At 39.0% G+C, this 19,164-nt stretch carries 19 protein-coding genes and 2 tRNA genes; 10 read left to right on the top strand and 11 right to left on the bottom strand.

Annotation, left to right across the window (positions count from 1 at the left end; all coding sequences use genetic code 11):
- Nucleotides 1-121: 121 nt before the first annotated feature.
- The 4 genes from H5160_RS12565 to H5160_RS12550 all read right to left on the bottom strand — a co-directional run bounded on the left by H5160_RS12565 (nt 122) and on the right by H5160_RS12550 (nt 4,569).
- Nucleotides 122-1,369, bottom strand: coding sequence for an amidohydrolase family protein (locus H5160_RS12565; RefSeq protein WP_138489161.1), 1,248 nt, complete (start codon nt 1,367-1,369; stop codon nt 122-124).
- Nucleotides 1,370-1,381: 12 nt separating this feature from the next.
- On the bottom strand, nt 1,382-2,764 hold the full coding sequence (locus H5160_RS12560; protein ID WP_154903009.1) for an amidohydrolase: 1,383 nt from the start codon (nt 2,762-2,764) through the stop codon (nt 1,382-1,384).
- A 100-nt stretch (nt 2,765-2,864) separates the two neighbouring features.
- Nucleotides 2,865-3,650: a hypothetical protein gene (locus H5160_RS12555; protein WP_149592202.1), complete on the bottom strand. Its 786-nt coding sequence runs from the start codon at nt 3,648-3,650 to the stop codon at nt 2,865-2,867.
- A gap of 226 nt (nt 3,651-3,876) precedes the next feature.
- A complete protein-coding gene (locus H5160_RS12550) occupies nt 3,877-4,569 on the bottom strand; it encodes a DUF445 domain-containing protein (RefSeq protein ID WP_182737653.1) in 693 nt (230 codons plus the stop codon).
- A 124-nt stretch (nt 4,570-4,693) separates the two neighbouring features.
- On the opposite strand from H5160_RS12550, the gene H5160_RS12545 reads away from it, so the two are divergent.
- A complete protein-coding gene (locus H5160_RS12545) occupies nt 4,694-5,566 on the top strand; it encodes a fructosamine kinase family protein (protein WP_182734016.1) in 873 nt (290 codons plus the stop codon).
- Nucleotides 5,567-5,669: 103 nt separating this feature from the next.
- Complete coding sequence (locus H5160_RS12540) at nt 5,670-5,873, top strand: CPXCG motif-containing cysteine-rich protein (protein WP_002962509.1); 204 nt, start codon at nt 5,670-5,672, stop codon at nt 5,871-5,873.
- 1 nt (nt 5,874) lies between these two features.
- Here the strand turns inward: H5160_RS12540 and H5160_RS12535 are convergent, their stop codons facing one another.
- On the bottom strand, nt 5,875-6,501 hold the full coding sequence (locus H5160_RS12535) for a riboflavin synthase subunit alpha (RefSeq protein WP_182673399.1): 627 nt from the start codon (nt 6,499-6,501) through the stop codon (nt 5,875-5,877).
- Between the two features lie 128 nt (nt 6,502-6,629).
- Here H5160_RS12535 and H5160_RS12530 point away from each other — a divergent pair, with 128 nt between their 5' ends.
- The 4 genes from H5160_RS12530 to H5160_RS12515 all read left to right on the top strand — a co-directional run bounded on the left by H5160_RS12530 (nt 6,630) and on the right by H5160_RS12515 (nt 9,507).
- Nucleotides 6,630-8,003, top strand: coding sequence for an MATE family efflux transporter (locus H5160_RS12530; protein WP_182724900.1), 1,374 nt, complete (start codon nt 6,630-6,632; stop codon nt 8,001-8,003).
- Nucleotides 7,981-9,027 (top strand): DUF3080 family protein, encoded by a 1,047-nt coding sequence (locus H5160_RS12525; RefSeq protein WP_182724909.1) that lies wholly within the window; start codon nt 7,981-7,983, stop codon nt 9,025-9,027. The genes H5160_RS12530 and H5160_RS12525 overlap by 23 nt, the downstream gene beginning before the upstream one ends.
- A gap of 113 nt (nt 9,028-9,140) precedes the next feature.
- A tRNA-Val gene (locus H5160_RS12520) sits at nt 9,141-9,217 on the top strand.
- Nucleotides 9,218-9,430: 213 nt separating this feature from the next.
- A tRNA-Val gene (locus H5160_RS12515) sits at nt 9,431-9,507 on the top strand.
- 305 nt (nt 9,508-9,812) lie between these two features.
- On the opposite strand, the gene H5160_RS12510 is transcribed toward H5160_RS12515, so the two are convergent.
- Nucleotides 9,813-10,316, bottom strand: a complete 504-nt coding sequence (locus tag H5160_RS12510) for a MarR family winged helix-turn-helix transcriptional regulator (protein WP_220486909.1) — start codon at nt 10,314-10,316, stop codon at nt 9,813-9,815.
- 190 nt (nt 10,317-10,506) lie between these two features.
- Here H5160_RS12510 and H5160_RS12505 point away from each other — a divergent pair, with 190 nt between their 5' ends.
- The 3 genes from H5160_RS12505 (at nt 10,507) to H5160_RS12495 (ending at nt 14,142) form a co-directional block, all read left to right on the top strand.
- Entirely contained in the window at nt 10,507-11,454 is a 948-nt protein-coding gene (locus H5160_RS12505) for a PDR/VanB family oxidoreductase (RefSeq protein ID WP_182737651.1), read from the top strand.
- Between the two features lie 36 nt (nt 11,455-11,490).
- Nucleotides 11,491-12,543 carry an aromatic ring-hydroxylating dioxygenase subunit alpha gene (locus H5160_RS12500; RefSeq protein ID WP_058429815.1) on the top strand — a complete coding sequence of 351 codons (1,053 nt, stop codon included), beginning with the start codon at nt 11,491-11,493 and terminating at the stop codon, nt 12,541-12,543.
- 246 nt (nt 12,544-12,789) lie between these two features.
- Nucleotides 12,790-14,142 carry an MFS transporter gene (locus tag H5160_RS12495; protein ID WP_404936168.1) on the top strand — a complete coding sequence of 451 codons (1,353 nt, stop codon included), beginning with the start codon at nt 12,790-12,792 and terminating at the stop codon, nt 14,140-14,142.
- A 69-nt stretch (nt 14,143-14,211) separates the two neighbouring features.
- On the opposite strand, the gene H5160_RS12490 is transcribed toward H5160_RS12495, so the two are convergent.
- Genes H5160_RS12490 through H5160_RS20460 form a run of 3 tightly spaced genes read right to left on the bottom strand, consistent with a single transcriptional unit; the run spans nt 14,212 to nt 16,366 of the window.
- Nucleotides 14,212-15,168: a PDR/VanB family oxidoreductase gene (locus tag H5160_RS12490; RefSeq protein WP_182737650.1), complete on the bottom strand. Its 957-nt coding sequence runs from the start codon at nt 15,166-15,168 to the stop codon at nt 14,212-14,214.
- Nucleotides 15,169-15,182: 14 nt separating this feature from the next.
- Complete coding sequence (locus H5160_RS20465) at nt 15,183-15,821, bottom strand: hypothetical protein (protein ID WP_244218708.1); 639 nt, start codon at nt 15,819-15,821, stop codon at nt 15,183-15,185.
- Between the two features lie 17 nt (nt 15,822-15,838).
- Entirely contained in the window at nt 15,839-16,366 is a 528-nt protein-coding gene (locus tag H5160_RS20460; RefSeq protein ID WP_259417097.1) for a Rieske 2Fe-2S domain-containing protein, read from the bottom strand.
- A 121-nt stretch (nt 16,367-16,487) separates the two neighbouring features.
- Between H5160_RS20460 and H5160_RS12480 the strand changes: the two genes are divergently transcribed.
- Nucleotides 16,488-17,204, top strand: coding sequence for a GntR family transcriptional regulator (locus H5160_RS12480; protein ID WP_182695750.1), 717 nt, complete (start codon nt 16,488-16,490; stop codon nt 17,202-17,204).
- 99 nt (nt 17,205-17,303) lie between these two features.
- On the opposite strand, the gene H5160_RS12475 is transcribed toward H5160_RS12480, so the two are convergent.
- Nucleotides 17,304-18,494, bottom strand: coding sequence for an acetyl-CoA C-acetyltransferase (locus H5160_RS12475; protein WP_182737649.1), 1,191 nt, complete (start codon nt 18,492-18,494; stop codon nt 17,304-17,306).
- Nucleotides 18,491-19,162: a 3-oxoacid CoA-transferase subunit B gene (locus H5160_RS12470; protein WP_058429821.1), complete on the bottom strand. Its 672-nt coding sequence runs from the start codon at nt 19,160-19,162 to the stop codon at nt 18,491-18,493. Before H5160_RS12470 ends, H5160_RS12475 begins: the two co-directional genes overlap by 4 nt.
- Between the last annotated feature and the right edge of the window lie 2 nt (nt 19,163-19,164).

Below are 19,164 nucleotides of genomic sequence, written 5' to 3'. Positions count from 1 at the left end.
TCAACTTTGAGGCAAGAAAATCTTGTCGATAACAAGGCAAAAATTTCGTTATTTAGTTGCTCTATATCAGAAATTTTTAACGCAGTTACCGTCAGATTTAATCCCTCAAATTGATTAAGTATTATTGCGGGTTGGTATAAGCACGTGGCATTTTTGAATCTGTCGTATAGCGGTCACGCAGTTTATCTTGACGAGATTGTGTAGATACCTCAACACCATTAATAAACATTTTGCTCACATGGCTGCTTAACTCAAACGGGTCATTACTCCATATTACTACATCAGCAGCTTTGCCAACTTCAAGACTACCTGCATTAATGCCAAATACATCAGCAACGTTTGATGTAAGCGCTTTTAACGCACCTTCTTGGCTCATACCGTACGACACAGCATTACCAGCATCAAAACGCAGCTGATAAATATTGTGGCTTGCATCGCCACCTACCGTTAATAATACTTTAACGCCTGCTTTTTCAAGCACACTAGCATTATCTAAACTCGCATGAAGCGAATCAAAGCTTCCTGGTAAGCTATCCATTGCACTAATAATCACTGGAATATTTGCTTTAGCAACGCGCTCTTTTACTACAACAGCATCTTGCGCGCCGTTAAGTACTAGGTTAATACCAAATTGCTCTTTTACTTTAATTAGCTCTATAATATCCGCCGCACGCGAAACGCCAACCACTAATGGCATTTCACCACTGAGTACTTTTGCCATTACTTTATCTTCAGTACTTGGCTTGTCGTCATCTTTTTTCGCTTTTTTACCAGCTTTAGTTTTGTGCTCATCAAGCTTATTAATAAGTGTTTGCAAAGTAAAAGCACGTGAGCCTTTACTGCGCTCACCTAAGTAAACAATTAAAGCCGCTTGTTTTTGCATGTCGCTGTCAAAACTACCACTTAAATCAACAACACTCGCAAGGCCTGAAAAAATGCTATCGCCGCCATGAGGAGTAATTACATCGCGTGTTACGCCGCCTTTACGAGCGTAAGGAATTAAGCTTGAGTGTGCGTTGTAAGCAAGGCTTACATCAAAATCAATACCGGCTTTTTCTTCACCTGCATCGCGTGAGCCTGCAACTGCACTTACTTCAACCAAACCAAGTTGATTAATACTTGCTATAAAGCCAGGGGTTACAATTTGGCCCTTTGCATCAATAATTTGATCTACTTTAATTTCAGTTGGGTTAATCGCTGTGATTTTACCATCTGTCATTACAATGCTTGCCGCTTCTAATACACCTTGATCAGAAGACGTATGCAATGTTGCATTAATAATTGCTAGCGATTGTGCGCTTACAGCACCAGATGCTAATAATCCTGCAGCAACCAGAGAAAGCGAAAACGAACGTGATAAATTTTTCATTCTGGGTGCTCCTTATTGTTGACCTAACATAAAATCACTTGTTGCTTGGTACGCGCTGTCGTTTCTATCGTAAACCTTTGCACCATCAACAAACACTTGTTCAGCTTTAGCATAGACACTAAATGGGCTTTGATTCCAAATAACAACATCGCCCTGCTTACCCGCTTCTAGTGAACCTGTTTTGTCATCAATACCTAGCGATTTAGCAGCGTTAGACGTGATCCATTTAATAGCGTGTTGCTCAGAAATATCAAAACCATTTTCGTTAGCTCGGTACATCACCTTGCCCGCTTCTTGGTTTAAACGCTGAATAGTAGTATCTGAATCTGAGTGAACAACTGCACACGAGTTTTTAACCGCATCAACAATAGCCACGTTTTCTTGAACCATGTCGTAGGCTTCCATTTTAAAGCCCCACCAGTCTGGCCAAAGTGCAGCACACGAACCATTTTGCGCAAGTAAGTCAGCAATTTTATATGCTTCTACACCGTGATGAAAAGTACCTGCGTGGTAACCAAATTCTTTTGACAGGTCAATCATCATTGCCATTTCTTCAGCTTTATAACAATGATTATGAATACGTACTTCGCCTTCAAGCACACCGCGAAGCGTATCGTGTTTAATATCACGTACTGGCGCTTCTGGGTTTAAACCGGCTTCATAATCGGCATCGTATTTATCCCATGCACGTTTGTACTCAGCGGCTTCAGCCCATGCCATACGGTAACCAGCCATATTACCCATACGGGTTGAAGGCAATACACCTTGACGACCATAAACACGTTTAGGGTTTTCACCACACGCCATTTTTAAACCATACGGCGCCTCTGGAAATTTCATCCCTTGCATAGTGTGCGCTGGTACGTTTTTAAGCGTAACGCCGCGTCCACCAAATAAGTTAGCTGAGCCTGGTAAAATTTGTAGAGAAGTAATGCCGCCTTCGCGTGCACGATTAAAGCCTGGATCTTGCGGCCAAACAGAATGCTCAACCCACACTTCTGCAGTGTTAGGGCTGGTCATTTCGTTACCATCTTGATGCGACTCGACCGAAGGACTTGGGTATGCGCCTAAATGTGAATGTACGTCAATAATACCCGGTGTTACCCATTTTCCATGTGCATCAATTGTAATATCAGCAGTCGCTGTTAAGTCTTTACCGACTTGTTGTACTTTACCATCAACAAGTAATACATCAGCCTCATCTAAACGCTCACCAGTACCTGTCAGTACTGTTGCATTTGTGATAAGAGTGCTTGATGTAGAAAGTGGCTGATAAGTACTTGGGTAAGGATTTTTGTTAATTGTTATTTTATCGTCTTGTGGGCCGTTTTCTTGGCAGCCTACAAGTGCAGCAGCTAAGCCAACCGCTAATAAAGAAGGTGCAAATTTTTGCATGTTGTTTGGATCTCCTGTTTTTTTGCTACTTTAGCGAAACCTAAAGGATAAAGCCAAAAAAACAGGTGAAAACGCAGTTAATTAAGATGAATTTCTGTAATTATTTCTTTATATAATTGTTATATAGCTTTTCAAGCGCACCTTCGGTGGTAAGCGAGAGATCTTTACTAATAAAGTGCTTAACCGTACGCGTTACAAAATCAGAGTTTTGCTTATGTAGCTTTGAAAAATCTTTAATAAGTGTATTACCGTCTTTAGCCGCAGTAACTTTGTCATGACGATGACGATACTGGCTCAATGCTTTATTAAAATCGCCTTGGTAGTCTTCAACCAAAATTTTATAAAAGTCGCTTTTTTGAACATTTAAATCGTTAATGCAGTAATTTAACGCCTCTTTAAAGTCGGTAAATATCATGCCTTCTACATCAAACTCTTTTGTTTTTTCGCGCACTGCTACTTTGGCATCTTCTGTGGCATAGCTAAAACCCGTAAAGGCTAAACGCTCAGCGGCTTCTTTGCCTAATTTCATACCCGCTTGAATACTATGGGCAAACTCGTCGCTCATGTCGCCAAGTTCGCTTTCTTCCCACATGTTATAAACGCGCAGTGGTTTAGCATATTTATTTGAGAGCTTTTTTTTAAGCTTGGTAAAGCGCTCATCAATCGTCATCAGTCTTTCGTTATGTAAAAGTGCGTGGCACTCATAACACGCAGGGATAGAGATAAAGTCAGCCTCTTCACCTAAATCAACGATACTTTGTAGCATATGTAGTGGCGGACAATGATCGCGCTCTGTCGCTTCACAGCCACAATAAAAACACTGATTAAAATGCTGCTGATCGCACGCGTATGCTTGCTGATAATAACTGGCTAACGTTTTGCTCACCGTTGCTCCTAAAAAAACACGACTAAATTATGGGGGCGATAATAACAGCCTGAAAAAATAAGTTATACCAATTGCATTAAATTAGTGCTCTATTATTTCACTAAGAAAATAGTGCAATAACAGGCACAAATAACAACGTGTAGTTATTCTATACAAATAATTTTTAACGCAGTAAGTACACTATTTAATGCTATCGAATGATTAAGTTTTTTATTAGTCGCTAGATTTAAATAACGGCCGCTATTAAACCAAATAAACCACCAAACACACCGCCCCACACTACAAGCCAGCCTAGGTGCTCGCGGATCATGGTCTGAATAATCTCTTTAACCATTTTAGGAGTAAGCTCATCTAAGCGCTCATCAACTAGTTTAAGCACCGTTTTATGTAGGCTTTCTGCGCTATTACCTTGTGAAAGTGTTTGGCTTACTAATGCTGTAAAGTCGTCAGTTTGAGAAATCTCACTAAGCGACAATTGCATTTTTTCAATAAACTTTTCACGCATCGGCTCTATTGCCGCTGTACCGCCAAACATTCCTAGCATACTACCAAACTGAGACTGCTCTATTACCTCTAACAAATTGTCGAATGCAGGGTTTAGATCAACATTGCTAATTATTGGCTCAAAGTCGATATTGGGCTGCGCTTTATTGAGTAAATTATTAATTTTTTGCTCTGAAAAAAACTCCGTTAATATCAGGTTTCGTATAGCTACTTTAAAGCTTTCAAACTTAAGCGCTATAACACCAGAACCATATAAAAACGGGACTTTTTCGAATAACATATGAATAGCTAATAAATTAGTTACCGCGCCAGAAAGTGCAAATAAACCAACAGACAACACAATTGCTTGGTTAAACATAAAACCTACAACAACACATAAACCCGCTAGCAAATTGGTTATTAAACTTTTGTTCATTTTAACTCCACTACAGTAAGTGTAATTTTATTCAATATAGCCGTTAATTTTACAACGTTTAGATTGTTAAATTAATACCTTTTTGCCATAGTTTAAGTATCTGTTTAAAAGGCGAGCAATTGTTATGTGGAAAACAGTAAATGAGCACATCAGCCGAGCCATCAATTTTGACTTTAAGCACACCTACAAACGCCAATTACAAAGTACAAACACCGACAAACTATTTCATATTACCAATGGTACGCATAACTACCTCGTTAAAATAGCACTAAAAAGCGAGCTCGAGCGTTTAGAAAGTGAATTTATTGGCTTAAAGCTTTTGGCGCAAAATAGTAATTTTAAAGTACCTGAATGTATTACAACTGGTGCAAATATAGAGTTTTCGTTTATTGTTTTACAATGGCTCGTTTTAGATAAACAACCCCACGACACGTGGACTAATATGGGGCGTAACCTCGCTAAAATGCATCAAAAACATGACCAAGCTATGTTTGGTTTTGATGTAGATAATTATCTAGCCACAACCATACAGCCAAACCGCTGGCACAAAAAGTGGGATGTATTTTACGCCGAAGAGCGTATAGGGTGGCAATTACAACTACTCGCTGAAAAAGGCATTAACTTTATTGAACCCGAACGCTTAATTAATACCGTAAAAGAGCAACTACATAGCCATCAAGTACAACCTTCATTACTGCATGGCGATTTTTGGCGTGGCAATATGGGATTTTTAAAAGCAGAACCAACAATATTTAACCCGGCTTGTTATTATGGTGATCGGGAAGTGGATATTGCAATGAGCGAACTATTTGCCCCCCTGCCTAAAGACTTTTATAGCGCCTATAACGCGCACTACCCGCTTTCTCAAAATTACGAGAAGCGTAAGTTAATATACCAGCTATACCCCATTTTAAATCACGCCAACATCTTTGCCGGTCACTATCTTACTGAAGCTAAACAACATATAGAAAAGCTGGTATTTGAAGGTATAAAATAAGTGTCATAAGCTGCATTTGAGCACTATATTTAATGAGTAAGTAGACGTTCATCTGTAAGCGATTAAGTTGAACCTAACTTAATTATTTATAACTGGAGTGATTATGAAAGATTTTTTATCACAACGAATAACGTGCCCACACTGCGGACACCACATACATCTAGACTTAGACGCTAGCAGCGGCGATCAAGACTATATAGAAGATTGCACTGCCTGCTGTAACCCAATTCATTTAAATATGCATATAGACCATGCTAACAATAAATTGGAGCTACACGTAGACAGTGACGACGAACAAATATTTTAACTTAAGCCTGATGGCGTAAGTAGTTCTCTACCGTATTTACAATAGTGTAAGTTTGCTGATCAACTTCAATATTAAACTTGTCACCCACTTGCGCTGCACCAATGTTTGTAATGGCGAGCGTTTCGGGAATTAGGTGTATCCAAAAACCTTGTTCATCAACTTCGCCTACGGTTAAGCTTGCGCCATTTATAGCAACAAAGCCTTTATATAACACATACTTTTTCCACTCTTTTGGCAAGCTTAATTGTATTTTACAGTTATTCTCAAGCTTCACTATTTGAGAGATTTGTGACGTACAATGAATATGCCCAGACACTATATGCCCACCTAGCTCAGTACCAAACGTAACAGAGCGTTCGTAATTTACTAAACTACCTAGCTCAAGCAAGCCTAAATTAGTTAACTTTAGAGTTTCGTCAATCACATCGAAATGCACTTGCGCCACCACATCATGATTACTTAGCTCAACTTGCACAACCGTTAAACAACAGCCATTAATAGCAATACTTGCGCCTAAATCTAAATGCTTAACGTACTCATCGCTCACCGATACAACTAAGCGTAACACACCATCAGCTTGAGTTTTAGAGACCACTGTTGCTTGTGTTTGCACTATTCCTGTAAACATAAAATCACTTAAAATTATTACAAAGTGCTAGTTTAACGTATCAACTCATAAAATCATTCACTACTGTGATTTTTATTTGAAACGCAATAGATTACAATTGCCGCCTGTTTTATTTAATAGCTTTTTTTATGACCTTTTGCAATTGGGAAGCCAAGCGTTTACTTTCCCTAGCCTTACCCGTTTTTTTAGCACAAGTTACACTTATTTTAATGTCGGTAGTCGACACAATTATGGCCGGCCAAGTTAGCCCTACTGACTTAGCTGCACTTTCTATTGCAACAGGAATATGGAACCCATTATTACTTGCTCTGCAAGGTATTTTATTAGCGCTTACTGGTATTATTGCGCAGTTTTCGGGCAGCGATGACCGCAAAGGCATTAGCCACTATTTTCAACAAGCGCTTTATTTAACCGCTATTTTAAGCTTTACAGGTTTTGGTATTGCCCATTTAGCAGATGCCATTATTTTAAAGCTCGATACAACGCCTGCTATTGCAAACCTTGCCATTGACTACATCCATTTTGTGAAATGGGGTGTGTTTGGATTTTTAATTTTTACAGTATACAGAAACGTTACCGAGGGCATGGGGATGACCAAACCCGCCTTTTATATAAGCCTATTAGGTTTAGCCGTTAATATTCCAGTAAATTATATTTTCATAAATGGCTTATTTGGTTTTCCTGCTTATGGCGGCGCAGGCTGTGGCATTGCCACAGCAATTGTTTTAACTGTTATGGCAATAGCACAAGTCACTTACTGCCAAATGAGTAAAAAGGTAGATGCTAGAGGCCTTCTTTCATCATTCGAAAAACCTAATTTCACTACCATTGGTATTATTACTAAGCTAGGTATACCAATTTCACTTGCCACCTTTTTTGAAGTCACTTTATTTGCGTGTATACCGCTATTTATTGCGCATTTAGGTGCAGTGGCTGTATCGGGGCATCAAATAGCAGCGAGTGTAACTACATTACTGTTTATGATGCCACTGAGCCTATCTATCGCTATAAGTATTCGTATTGGTAATCTATATGGTCAAAATAATTTACAGCAGTTAAAAGTTGCCGTATCGACTAGTTACATATTAGCTATTGTAATTGCACTATTTTTGGCACTTATGACTTTTACAGGTCGTGATTTAATTAGCCAACTGTATACCGACAGCCCCGCTGTTATGGCATTGGCTTCATCAATTATGATACTAGCGTGTGTCTACCAGTTACCCGATGCATTACAGGTTGCTGCAAATGGCATGCTTCGTGGGTTAAAATACACCACGCCTATATCGTATATTACGTTTATATCGTATTGGTTAATCGGCTTTTGTTTAGGTTACGTATTGGCAAGAACAGACATAATTGTGCCAGCTATGGGACCGCATGGCTTTTGGGTTGGAATAATAGTAGGCCTTAGTGTCGCTGCTATTTTATTAATGCTAACAGTAAGAAAGCGTCTAAAATATGAATTTGTTAACAGTGATGCACTCAATCAAAACAAATAAGCTCAGCCTTAAAACATTATCAGCTGCTTTGCTGGTAATGTGTTTTTTAATGCTTACTGGCTGCAACAAACCACAAAGTAGTATAAACGCTACTTATATTGAACGCTTAAGTAGCACAGTTGATACAAGCACCACAGAGCCTGCGCCACTCAAGCAACTCCCCTTACTGCAGCCTCCCCCAATAGCACAAAGCGACCTAACACTGAGTATTGTGGAGCTTGCAGGCATTAGCCAATGTAAGCTTAACGTGCTTATAAGTGAGCACAATAACCAATTAGGAAAAACAGCCAGCGCTGCTGGGCAATTAAAATATCAAATAAACTTTATTAAAAGTGCGCAGGTTTGCTTAAATACGCTTGATAAAAATAGCCCTAGTTACACAAAAATACTCGCAGCCAAAAACTATAAAGAAACACACCTAATGTACTTTTTTAATACCATGTTATTTAAAGAACCTGAGTTAAATCGTACCTGGCAACTCACCTCAAACGAGCTCACTACTGAACCCGCTGGTTTTCGCGATACCGTATTTGCGCTAAAGCAACTTGTACTCATTAAACAGCAAATTAAGGCTAAAGAATTTAGTGAAATTAATAGCGACTCTATTTTTAGTGCACTCGAGCAGCTTAATAAATTTCAATTTAACCAAGCACTCATTCAATCAGTCCGCATGCAGGTCGTGTTAAATAACAACGCTACACAGTTTGTAAAAACACTAAACTTTAATACGCTGTGCCCAGAGGATAAAAATAATAAAAACGCAAAAATCATAAGCAACGTATTTCAAAAGTTTTACCTAAAAGAAATTCAGCCCTATCAAGCGCAATTAACTGGTTATCTAGAGGTACTACAACCGCTTTATAATGAGCTTTGGTTTAACGAAAGTATCTCAAGCCCTCAAATTAATAACTTAGTAAAAACGGGCTCAACAAGTAACTTACTGAACTTACTTAAAAGCTCAGCTAAAAAACATGTGGTTTGGTGGCAAGGTTTTTATAAAACGTGTGAAATAAGCCCAATATGAATAAAAAAACGGCAAATAAACTCAAAAACAACAAACTTGCTTGATTCACCAACCGCCACGCTATATATTAGCCGCCGTTGTTAAGCAATTAACACTTACTTAAATAAAGTAATACGACTGTAGCTCAGTTGGTTAGAGCACTACCTTGACATGGTAGGGGTCGGTGGTTCGAATCCACTCAGTCGTACCAACGTTTAAAAAAGTATAATTGAAGGAAAAAGCACTACCTACTCTTGATCACCCGGTCCAAAGGTCAGTAGTTCGAATCCACTCAGTCGTACCAACATTTAAAAAAGTATAATTGAAGGAAAAAGCACTACCTACTCTTGATCACCCGGTCCAAAGGTCAGTAGTTCTAATCCACTCAGTCGTACCAACATTTAAGTAAAACCTCAAAAATTGTACGACTGTAGCTCAGTTGGTTAGAGCACTACCTTGACATGGTAGGGGTCGGTGGTTCGAATCCACTCAGTCGTACCAATTAAACTATACATTTTAAACGGTTAAAAACCTAAATAATCTATCTATATAATTTTTACGCTGAATTTAAATTCTAAGTTTTTATTATTTTGTATTCAAAATTTAGAACTAACTAGAGCCAAATCCAAAAAATCGTCCTAAATATTATGCTTTTCATCGAGTTGTTCCTAAAACAATATCTGAACGCCTAAAGCTATTTTCAGTTAAAATAGACCACTTCTTAGCAAGTGTATAACTTTACAGTAGTTTAGATTGAGCAACAAAAAATTTAAACAACTACCTTTCAACAGTTTGAGGAAGAATCCCTATGTGGTATTACTTACCTTAAACTCATTTACTTGCTTAATGTTTTTATTTAGTTTTAACAATACCTCAATAAGTGTATCAAGCTCTTTTTGTGAAACCCCTTGTAATAACAATCTTTCTCGCTCTAAAGCTACATAGAGAATTTTATCATGTAACTTTTCACCTTTTTCCGTCAGCTTTGCTAATGATGAACGACCATCTTTAGCATTTTTTATAAAGCTAATATGGCCTAACGTTTGTAATTGTTTTAAAGCTCGACTCACAGCGGCTTTATCTAAACCAATGACCTGACAGATGCGATTTGCAGAAATATTTGATTCCACCTTGAGCATTGCTAATACACGCCACTCAATAACGCCTACATTAAAGTTTTTTCGATAGCATACAGATGCACCACTTGAGAGTTTATTAGAAAGAAAATTTACAAGCGCAGGTATATATCGTTCAAGATCTAGCTGCTTAGCACTAGGTTCTTTGGGTTTAGAAGGCATTGGTTTTTCCAATTTTTAGGTATAAATAAATTTTACTAGGTAAATCTTGAGATTAAAACTATTTATGATCATTGCTTATTACGAGCAAAGAGTTTTACATTCATAACGTTAACACTAAGTTAATCTCTACACCCAAATTATAGTTGACACCTCAACTATAATTCAACATTATAAACATAAAGTAACAAACATTAGGAACTTTATGTTTTCAGTAAACGTACGCAGTAAAAAGGTTGAAACACCTAATATTGTCAGTTTTGAGCTAATACCTATAAATGGGCAAGCTTTACCTAAATTTGATGCGGGTAGCCACATTGATGTGGTGCTTAATGATAAAATAACTCGTCAGTACTCACTTATCAGCCATCCTCAATCCGATGAGTTTTATAAAATAGCTGTATTAAAAGATGCCAATTCACGAGGAGGCTCAATTGCACTTCACTCTGATGTGCAAGTCGGTGATACATTATCAATTTCTGATCCTCGCAACCTCTTTGCACTCAATTCAACTCATAATAAAGCACTATTATTCGCAGGCGGTATAGGCATTACTCCGATAATCTCAATGGCAAGAGAGCTTGATATTAACGGCGTTGATTTTGAGCTTCATTATCATGCTAAATCCCCCGTAGAGGCTGCTTTTTATCAAGAATTGCTAGAGTGTTCATTTTCTGAAAAGGTATTTTTTCACTTTTCAACCCAGCCAAAAAAAGATGCCAAAGAACTTATTGATGAATTTAAAACGAATACGCATTTATACACTTGTGGCCCAGCAGCTTATATGGAATATATTTTTGACAGTGCAAAATCAAATAACTGGAAAGACGAGTACTTACACAAAGAAAATTTTAAAGCTGAACCTAAAGCAGAAGGTACTGAAGATATTCCGTTTAAGCTCATTTTGAGCCGTTCAGGCTTAGAAATTGATGTTTCTGCAGAGCAAACCGCATTAGAAGCAATGGAAGATGCGGGTATTGAGTTAGACGTATCATGCGAAATGGGAATTTGCGGGACATGCGTTACCACTGTGACATGCGGTATACCCGACCACAGAGATGAATTCTTTACTGCTGATGAAAAGGCAAAAAACGATAGGTTCACACCCTGTTGTTCAAGAGCGTTAAGCGACTCTCTAACGCTAGATTTATAGAGAAAATTTTAACACTAGACTTTACACGAGACACTTATGACCACACATACACAAACTAATTCGGACACTAAAACCCCCTTTCCTCTTAACATGTGGTACTTAGCAGCACTAAGCAAAGAGTTAACCGACAAGCCACTAGCTCGCACTTTATTAAACACCCCTATAGTTTTATTTAGAGATGCACAAGGCCATGCTAGCGCACTTGAAGATCGTTGTTGCCATCGCCAACTACCTTTATCGATGGGAACACTTGAAAAAGAAGGATTAAGATGCGGTTATCATGGTCTATTATTTAATGGCCAAGGCCAATGTCTTGAAGTACCAGGGCAAAAAAAAGTTCCAAGAAAAGCAAAAGTAACGCCTTTTACACTTAAAGAGCAAGATGATTTAATTTGGATTTGGTTTGGTTCAGAGCAAGGCTCAACCCCTGATCAAGACCCACCTCGCTATCTTTATCATTCTGACGAAAAATATGTTTACGATGGTGATGTATATCACTACCAAGCACCATTTCAACTCATACATGACAATTTACTTGATCTTAGCCACTTAGGTTACGTACACCTTAAAACGATTGGTGGTGACGCTAAAACGCATATGCATGCACAAATGGATGTAGAAGCTATAGGTGATAAAGTGACCGTAAAACGTTACATGCCAAATTCAACCCCGCCACCAACATATACAGCTGCTTATCCATTTAAAGATAAAATAGATCGCTGGCAAGAAATTGAATTCTATCCATCACATTTAAGGATATGGACTGGCGGTATTGACGCAAACAGTGAATCGGTAACTAACCCTAACCGTGGCGGCTTTCATATGCGTGGCTTACATTGCATAACTCCAGAGACAGAAGAAACATGTCATTATTTTTGGACTATATCAACAAACCCAACAACTGATATTGAAAACGTAAAACAAAAAGTAGTAGAACAAACTCGTTACACGTTCAATGAAGACAAAGTGGTTATTGAAGCGCAACACAAATCAATGAAGCACTTTAAAGGGCAACCTATGATTGATATCCATGTTGATACCGGTGCAAATCACGCTAGGCGAATAATTAAGCGCTTATGTGAAGCTTAAAGGCTTGTTTTAATTATATTAACTCAAACTGAGGTATTACTTTTTCAATGGCCTACAAAGTAATACCTCATCATATTGGACCAAAAATACGCTAATTAAAAATTACGTAGATACTTAGTAGACCAGCTTGCTACCTCTGTTGCTATTAGCAATAATAAACGCATTAAAAAACCCATGTTCTCAAACACCACCTTTTATTATTTTTATAGTCTATGCGTTTAAGGATCATATTTGTTTAAACTCCCTATTACTAACATCGCGCTTATAATTGTATGCAGCGGATCTATTATCGGACCTCTCGGCATGGCCGGCGTCAACATAGCTATTCCAAATCTTGCCGAGGATTTACAAGCAAGCGCTAAAATGATTGGTTGGATGCCGACCCTTTACTTACTTAGTAGCGTGATATTTATGCTGCCTTGCGGGAAAATAGCCGATAACTATGGTCGAAAACGAGTATATGCATTTGGTTTAGGCCTAAATGCACTAGCATCACTGATGTGTGCTATTGCGTCATCAATTGAATGGGTACTTTTTTGGCGTTTTGTACAAGGCGCTGCAGGTGCCATGATTTTTGGTATTGGTGTTGCAATTATTACTTCTATTACGCCAAATAATAAAAGAGGCATGGCACTGGGCACCTCTGCAGCGTGTGTGTATATAGGCTTAAGTGCAGCCCCTGCAATAGGCGGTTGGCTCACCGAAATATGGGGATGGCGGGCTGTATTTTACTCTCAAATTCCGCTTGTCCTTCTGCTACTACTTGCTATTAAACTTTTTTTACATGGTGAGTGGAAAAACGATAAAAAATCCTCGTTTGACTGGTGGGGTACTGCGCTTTTCTCACTCTTTGCAATATGTTTAGTATTAGGACTCAGTGATTTACCCACTATGACTGGATGGGGTTTAACATTACTTTCGGTAATAAGCTTAGGATTATTTATTATTCACCAAAGTAAAAGCAGGCGACCACTAATCAGAGTACAAATGTTCTTAGAAAGCAGAGTATTTAGCTTATCGCTGTCTACATCGTTTTTAATGTACGCCAGTAATTTTTCATTGGCTTTTTTGTTAAGCTTATATCTGCAGTATATTAAAGGGTTAAGTCCTTCTCATGCTGGCCAAATCGTGTTACTGCAAGCGGTTTCTATGGCCATTATGGCACCATTGTCCGGTAAACTTTCAGATAAATTACAGCCACGCATAATAGCTACATTTGGCTGTATAATTGTTATGGTCAGCTTTTTTTTACTATCACTGTTATCTATGGACTCAAGTATCACATACATTAGTGGCTCACTGTTATTGTTAGGTATTGGCTTTGGCTTATTCTCAACGCCTAACAATAATGCAATTATGGGTGCTGTAGATAAGAATGAGTTAGGCGTAGCCTCTTCTTCCATGAATTTATCACGAACAATTGGTAATTTATTTGGAATGAGCTTGGTAAATTTAATTGTGCATTATTACTTAGGGGACAGCACGTTTTCAGCGCAACATAGTCATGCTTTAATGAGTACAATTTCACTCGCGTTTAACGTGTCTTTAGGCTTTGTAATTCTAGCAAGCTGTATCTCGGCATTTCGTGGGAAAGCCTAAATTATGCGTTGCTGATACGGGTTACACGTATAAAAGTAATTATAAATCGTTTTATACGTGTAAGTGTATTTATAAATCGAGTGTTATGGACCCTGTTTTTGCTCTTGAACAACACGGCATAATCAACTTGCCTTGTGCTTTTTCTTTGTCTGTTAAAAAAACATCGCGATGTTCCGGATTGCCTTCCACTACACCAGTTTGGCAAGTTCCACAAACTCCTGATTCACACGCAACTGGTATAAATATCCCATTAACCTCTAGCACTTGAGAGATAGACTGCCCTTCGCCTACAGTAAACTGTTTACCTGAGCTAGCAATTTTTATAGTGAATGACGTGTCTTCTGAAATATTTTCAGCAACCACTGGTGCGGCGAAGTACTCTCGATGCAATCTCTCCTCAGACCAACCCAGCAAACGAGCATGATTTAATACATATGTTATAAACTCAGCAGGGCCACATATATACAAGTCAGTATCATGAATATGCTCACTTAGCACCTGTTCTACATCCATACGACCCGATTGCAATTCTTGGCTAAAGTGAAACGCTATTTTATCGCTAAACGACCCTAATTTTAATGCTTCAACAAATGCTGCAGTTTCAGAAGATTTAGCGCAATAGTGAAATGCGAAAGGTGTCCCTAAACTATGTAATGTTTGAGCCATCGTTAATAATGGCGTAACCCCTATTCCACCTGCAATCAGTAATGTATTTTTCTTTGGATTCAGCAATGAAAAGTGATTTTTAGGTTCACTTACTTCGACTCTATCGCCTATTTGTAGGCTATGTACCTCTGCTGATCCACCACGAGATTGAGGATCTTTTAATACTGCAATTTCGTAGTAACGTGGGTCGCACTGTAACCGACATAGAGAATATTGACGAAGCAAACCATTTGGTAGCTTTATATCAATATGTGCACCTGCCTCAAATGGGGGCAAATCCACATTATCAGCGCGTCCTAGTACGAGCCTCACAACCGCCTTTGCTTCAACGACCACATTTTTAACAATAACTGAAATCATCCTAATTCCCTTTGTTAAAATGTTACTGATTGGAGTGGTAGCTCGTCTGTAGATATATTTTTCGCATTTATTTCTTTATCGATTAAACGCTCAATGATACGTCGCGACTGAACACCACCGGCATCTATATCAAGCTTTAAAAGATCAAATTGCGGGAAACTCTTCAGATTTTGCTGCTGACGTTCTAATACCTCTAAATCTTCTTGGAAAATACTGCCTTGCCCTTCTCTAATTTTATCAGTTAATGTAACGTCTTGAGCATTAAAATTACGTGCCATCCCCCAAAAGTACCACATCGTATTTTCAGTCTCAGGAGTAATAAAATCAACCACTGTACTGCTCGCTTTTTTATTTTTTGGTGCATCAAAACCACCATAACCAGCATGTGCTACACCCACATCAATCATTACATGTGATGGCGGCATAAAGCGACAAATTTGCCAACGGTCTACTGGTGTATCCGATGCAAGCCCATTACCCTCCAGAGCAGTTCGCCAAAATGGCGGTGCCATAATATTTTCCATATAACGGCGACAAAAAACTTTATCGCCTTCTACTTCAGTTTGCACCGGAGACTCATCAATTTCTTTTTGACCTATACTACTAGCATGAACGTAGGTTTCATGAGTTAAGTCCATTAGATTATCGATCATTAAACGATAGTCGCATTTTATATGATACAACCCCCCCCATAGGCCCAAGTATCATCTTCAGCCCAAGGTAAGTGTGGGATAAGATCTGTATTTGCAGCCTCTTTATCACCAGGCCAAACCCAGATAAAACCAAAGCGCTCCTCAACTGCAAATGACTTCATACACGGAAATTTCTGCACTCGTTGCAGCGGCATTTCTTTTGTTTTACCGTCCTCACCCATTTTTAGACCATGATAGCCGCATACAAGCAAGCCGTCCTCAACATATCCTAAAGATAAAGCTGCTCCACGGTGTGGACAAAAATCTAGCACCGCAGCTACTTTTCCATCCGCCTGACGATAAAAAGCAATACTTTGATCACACACTTTTCGGCCGAGTGGTTTATTGTGATTGATTTCATCACTCATTGCCGCCACATACCATGTATTTTTAATAAAGGTCTGCTTAGCCATACCTTGATCTCCTGTTGTGTTTTTGTTGTCATTGGATCCAATATAAACTAATAATCCAGATAAATAAAACAAACATGCGTAAATTGGATCCATATAATTTTCTTTTTTGCACTTTTAGTCACGCTTTAGTTGTAAATTCACACTATTTCAATGACTATATGCAGTGTAGATTCCTAATTGGATCCAGTTTAAAAAGTAATTGAGGTAATTTTTTATGACTAAGTCAGGCCAAAATGCAGTAACCACATTGCGACAAATGATTTTAACTGGAGCACTAAAAACCGGAGAAAGGCTCGTTGAAATTGCTACTTCTGAACGTCTAGGTGTTTCAAGAACGCCGGTAAGAATTGCATTTAGAACACTTGAACAAGAAGGTTTGTTGACCAAACTTCCTAGGCGTGGCTACGAAGTCCGCTCAGTTTCACCAATTGAAATTGAAGGCGCTATTGAAGTAAGAGGAGTATTAGAGGGCCTAGCTGCTCGACAAGCTGCTGAAAACGGCCTTAACGAAGAACAAAAACATGAAATACAATCCCTTCTTGCTTGTGGTGATTTATTATTTGAAGGGGCCGAACTAACTGAAGATGACTTAGCAACCTACCATGATATGAACCGCCGTTTTCATCTACTAATTATTGAAGCGTCGGGTAACTTGGCTATCCAGGCTGCACTATCTAAAAATGAGCACCTACCATTTGCCTCGGTAAGCGCGCTTGCCATCGACAAAAATAATATGCAAAAAGAGTTTAAACGCTTTGCATTTGCACATCAGCAACATCACCACGTATTTCATGCAATGCTTTCTCGCCAAGGTGCTCGTGCTGAAGGAATTATGCGTGAGCATGCACAAGCAACACTCGGTTACGATCGAAACTATCACCGAACAGAGCTTAAAAACAAACTCACAGTTATTTCGCACGCAAATAAATAACATGCACAGAAGTGTTACTCACTCTTACATATTGAGGGAGCCATATTCTATAAGATATAAAGCTTGCTAATGAAGGAGGCCTTTAAATATTAAAACTTATTAAGCCTTTGTGCGCTCACGCGAGACCAACATAGCAATGCCCATACCACCACCAATACAAAGTGTTGCTAACCCTTTTGTTTTATTAGCTCGCTGCATTTGATATATCAGCGAGACTAAAATACGACAACCTGAAGCTCCAATTGGATGACCAAGTGCAACCGCCCCTCCGTTAACATTTACTTTATTGCTATCTAGCCCCAGCGCAGTATTTACATACAAAGCTTGAGCCGAAAATGCCTCATTAGCTTCAATTAAATCAATCTCATGCACTTGCCAGCCCGCTTTTTTACACACAGCCTGCGTGGCCGCTATTGGGCCAGTGCCCATGTAAAGCGGCTCAACACCTTCGCAAGCGGTAGCTTCAATCACAGATAAAATAGGTAAGTTTAACTTTTTTGCATACTCGTCTGTAGTAACCACCACCAACGCTGCGCCGTCGTTAATAGTCGAACTATTTCCAGCAGTAACTGAACCGTCTTTTTTGAACGCAGGCCTAAGCTTACTAAGGTTTATAATTTGTGTATCAGCTTTTACTGATTCATCAACATCAAAACTCTTGATATCGCCTCCACGTTTTGCAATATAAATAGGGGCAATTTCATCTTTGAATAAACCACTGCTAATAGCATTTGCTGCTTTTTGCTGTGAATGAACTGCAAATTCATCTTGTTCCGCTCTAGAAACAGCAAATTTTTCAGCTATATTTTCAGCTGTAATTCCCATATGTATGTTTTCGCGACTATCCCACAAACCATCTTTTATCAGGCTATCAACCAAAGATAAGTCACCTAATTTTTTAGGTACTCTATTATTGGGTAATACGTGCGCCGCCTGAGACATACTTTCTTGCCCACCAGCAACCACCATTTTAGCATCACCGCAAAGAACTGATTGCGCAGCCAATTGCACCGCTTTTAGTCCTGAGCCACATACGTGATTAATAGTAAAAGCAGACACATTAATAGGTAGTCCGGCATTAAGTGCTGTCTGCCTTGCTGGATTTTGGCCACAACCAGCTGTTAGCACCTGCCCTAAAATCACCTCCTCAATGTGTGGCTTTACTTGCGGTGTTTCATCAAGAACGGTTTTAAGTAACTGACTACCTATTTCAATAGCTGATAGGCTTGATAAACTTTGTCCAAAACCACCAATTGCGGTTCTTTTTGCAGCAACAATAACAGCCTTCATGCTACCACCTCGGGCAAGTCCATTTCGGGTACATGCTCAGGAATAACAAGCTCACCTGCTGTTAACCGTTGAATATCTTCTACCGAGACATTCGGCGCCCTTTCTAACAAATGAAATTTACCGTCTTTAATTTCCATAAAAGCGAGATCAGTTAGCACTTTTTTAATACAGCCCTTACCAGTTAGTGGCAGTGTACAATTTGCTAATAACTTTGATTCACCATGCTTTGATGCATGGGTCATAGTGACAATAATGTTATCGGCACCCGCCACTAAGTCCATAGCACCTCCCATTCCTTTAATTAACTTCCCGGGGATCATGTAAGACGCAATATTACCATTCACATCCACTTCAAAAGCGCCTAATACAGTTAAATCAACATGGCCACCACGGATCATGGCAAACGACTCTGCACTATCAAAAATTGAGGCGCCGGTTGCCATAGTCACCGTTTGTTTGCCTGCATTGATTAAATCAGCATCAAGTTCATCTTCTGTTGGAAATTGCCCCATACCTAACAATCCGTTTTCTGATTGAAGCATCACTTCAATGCCTTCAGGCACATAGTTAGCAACAAGCGTTGGAATACCAATACCTAAGTTTACGTAGTATCCATCTTGTAGTTCTTGCGCAACACGCATTGCTAATTGCTCTCGGGATAAAGCCATTG

This window comes from Pseudoalteromonas sp. SG43-4, assembly GCF_014164325.1.
Classification (GTDB): domain Bacteria; phylum Pseudomonadota; class Gammaproteobacteria; order Enterobacterales; family Alteromonadaceae; genus Pseudoalteromonas; species Pseudoalteromonas distincta.
The sequence above is the reverse complement of the archived record's forward strand: the minus strand, read 5'-3'. Positions and strand labels throughout refer to the sequence as shown.